This window comes from Arthrobacter sp. Y3223166, from assembly GCF_059090935.1.
Genome location: NZ_JBNHGE010000079.1, coordinates 1 through 3,077, shown reverse-complemented (window position 1 = coordinate 3,077; position 3,077 = coordinate 1). Strand labels below are relative to the sequence as shown.

Here is a 3,077-nt window from a genome sequence, read left to right as displayed (position 1 = left end):
GGGCTGCGGCGCACGCGGTGTCCCCGGCCGGTGGCCCGCGACGCCGCGCCACTGTCCGGCACCGGCGCGCAGCCGCCCCGTACCGGACTTGGCAGCGGCGCCAATCCTGCGGGAAGCGGGAGCAATCTTGCCGCCCAGCTCCTTGGCACGACCTGCGGCCTCCGCCCATGGCAGGGCGGAGATCGCCGGGCCGGCGGCGCGTGCCGCGGCCGAAAGCCGTTCGCCAGCCCGGCGCCGGCCACCCGCCTCGGGCCGGTTGAGTACCATCAGGATGGCCGCGAGCAAGGCGACCGGGATGGAGACCAGCACGGCAACGGCGCCGGCATACATGGCCAGGAAAACCTTGGCGGGGGAATCAAACAGGCCGGTTACGAAGGCCGCGGCTCCCAGCAGCAGCCAGAGCCAGAAAACCATGACGCCGCAGAGCGTGGTGCGGGCCCGGCGGTAGGTGCGGAGCGACCGCCCGTGCACGGTGTGCTTAGCCGCCTCCACGCTTCCTACTCCCCAACGACAGCCCCACGAATAGGGGCACCTGAGCACATTGTAGGCAGCCGCGTGCGCCGGGCGCGCAGGGCACGCCGGGGGAGCGGGCCGGCGAATGCGGCCCTGCCGGAAGCGGGGCCCGACCGAGGGTTCAGCTGCGTCTGGGGCGGTGCTAGTCTGGCCGCAGACCGGCCCCGCACCTGCCGGCGAAGGATGCACCAGGACCACCGAATCACTGTCGACAAACAGGGAGGAAACCTGGACCATGACCAGTTCAGCGACGCCCCACATACTCATCCTGGGCGGCGGCTACGTCGGCCTCTACACTGCCTGGGGAATCCGCAAGCGGCTGGGACCGTCGTCGGCACGGATCACGGTGGTTGAGCCCAACTCCTACATGACGTACCAGCCGCTGCTGCCGGAGGTGGGCGGCGGAGAAATCGAACCGCGGATCGTCACGGTCAACCTCCGCAGCGCGCTGAAGAAGGTGGACATCGTCCGCGGCAAGCTGGTTTCACTCGACGTCCAGGCGAAGAACGCCCGGCTGCTCGAGCTCGGCGGCGACCAATTTTCGGTGGCCTACGACCATGTGGTCTTCGCCGTCGGTGCGGTCACCAGGACCTTCCCCACGCCTGGGCTGGAGCAGCACGGCATCGGGTTCAAGACCGTGGAAGAGGCCGTTTACTGCCGTGACAAGGTGCTCGACAACGTGGCCCTGGCCGCCGGCACGAGCGACCCGGAGGAACGGGCCAGGGCACTCACGTTCGTGGTGGTCGGCGGAGGGTATACCGGCGTCGAGGCCCTGACCGAGTTGAGCGACCTGTCCAAGCTCGCCGTGGACGCGCATCCGGAGCTGGACCGTTCGCAGTTGCGCTGGGTGCTGGTCGAGGCGCTGGACCGAGTTGCCCCCGAGGTCGGACCGAATCTCTCGGAGTGGACCCTGGGCCAGCTGCGCCAGCGCGGCATCGATGTGCGGCTGAACACCACCATGCCGTCCTGCGAGGACTCGGTGGCCGAGCTCAGTACCGGCGAGCGCATTCCGGCTGGTCTCATCATCTGGACGGCCGGCATGAAGCCCAATCCCGTGCTGGACGACACAAACGTGCCGCGCGGCCCGAAGGGACACGTGAACGCCAACGCCCGGCTGCAGGTCATCGAAGATGCCGGCCAGGTAGTGCACGGCGCATGGGCCGCCGGCGACTGCGCCCAGGTACCCGATCTGGAAGCGGAGAAGCAGCCGGCCTACTGCCCGCCGAACGCCCAGCATGCGGTCCGCCAGGCCAAGCTGCTCGCCCAAAACGTGGTCAACGCCGTGCAAGGCCGGCCGCCGGCCGAGTACCGGCACAAATCGCTGGGCACGGTCGCGACCTACGGCGTCGGCCGGGGCGCCGCGAAGATCTTCGGCTACGAGCTAAAGGGCAAGCCCGCCTGGTACGCCGCCATGGGCTACCACGCACTGGCGCTGCCCACCTGGATCCATAAATGGCGCCTGCTGGCAGGCTGGAGCCCGCTGGTGTTCGGCGGCCGGGACATCACGTCGATGGGCGCCACCCAGCACCCGCGGCGCGCCTTCGTGGAGGCACACGCCGGCAAGCAGAAGGGCCGGATGTAGGCCCCCGGGCAAGCAGGCGGGCCGGCAGGCCGCAGGAAGGGCCCGAGCAAGAGCAAGGTGTCGGACAGGCCGCCGGCAGGGCGCAGGCGCGGGCTGCCCGGCTGAGTTGGTGCCGGGTCACCGCCGGTAGCTCCGCGACTGCCCGCCGGCTGTGCGGAAGCCCCCTGCCCGCGCCCTCCCGCGTCCGTCCTGGCACCACTGGGGCGGCCGAGTCCAGCCGGCGCCGCCAAACGTGAGCCAACTCTCCATTGTTACGGCGGGAGACCCTTCTGCTGCGAAGCCTGCCGCCGGAAGTTCGGCGCGGGGAGTAGCCTGCTGGACGGAGCCCGACCCGGGCAGCGAGGAGAGCAGTATGTCCAGACACCCCAGTGGCGCACTGCTTTTCGTCCTGACCTGCGCCATGGGCGTCGGCCCGCTGCTGAACTACGGCCTGAGCACCGTCAGCCCGCTGGTCATTGACGACCTGGGCATCAGCGAGGCCCAATTCGGCCTGCTGGCCACGGCCATCTTCGCCAGCGCTGCGGTCTCCAGCATGTGGCTGGGCAAACTCAGCGACCGGATTTCCAGCCGCGCCCAGCTGATCCTGATCTTCGCCGGCACGGCGGTGGCACTGGTGGTCGCCTCGCTGTCCCACCACTATCTGGTCCTGGTGATCGCCGCGTTGCTGGCCGGCCCCGCGCAGGCCATTTCCAACCCGACCACGAATCGGATCATCATGACCCAGGTTCCCGCGCCCAAGCGCCCGGGCTGGATCGGGGTCAAGCAGTCCGGCGTTCAGGGCAGCCAGCTGTTCTCGGGCTTGTTCTTCCCCGTCGCCGCGCTCTGGGCCGGCTGGCAAGGCGCCACCGCCCTGGCGGCCGTCGTCGCCGTCGGGCTGTTGCTCTACGGGCTGCGCCAACTCCCGGAACGGGGCACCGAAACGACGGCGGCGAAGGCGCCTCCCGCCCACGCGGCGCCTTCCGCCACCCCGCCGGCCGACGCC

The 3,077-nt window shown here is 70.2% G+C and carries 3 protein-coding genes; 2 read left to right on the top strand and 1 reads right to left on the bottom strand.

Going from position 1 to position 3,077, the window contains the following annotated elements; genetic code table 11:
- The coding region (locus tag AC5RUH_RS16545) for a hypothetical protein (RefSeq protein WP_494129136.1) at nt 1–492 on the bottom strand (492 nt) is incomplete at its 3' end.
- 256 nt (nt 493–748) lie between these two features.
- Between AC5RUH_RS16545 and AC5RUH_RS16540 the strand changes: the two genes are divergently transcribed.
- Nucleotides 749–2,095: an NAD(P)/FAD-dependent oxidoreductase gene (locus AC5RUH_RS16540; RefSeq protein ID WP_494129135.1), complete on the top strand. Its 1,347-nt coding sequence runs from the start codon at nt 749–751 to the stop codon at nt 2,093–2,095.
- 352 nt (nt 2,096–2,447) lie between these two features.
- Nucleotides 2,448–3,077 (top strand): MFS transporter (locus tag AC5RUH_RS16535; protein WP_494129134.1); only part of this gene is annotated, 630 nt, incomplete at its 3' end.

What these genes read in the sequence shown, in the direction of transcription:
- AC5RUH_RS16540 (WP_494129135.1), top strand. Translation starts at nt 749, where the DNA reads ATGACCAGTTCAGCGACGCCCCACATACTCATCCTGGGCGGCGGCTAC.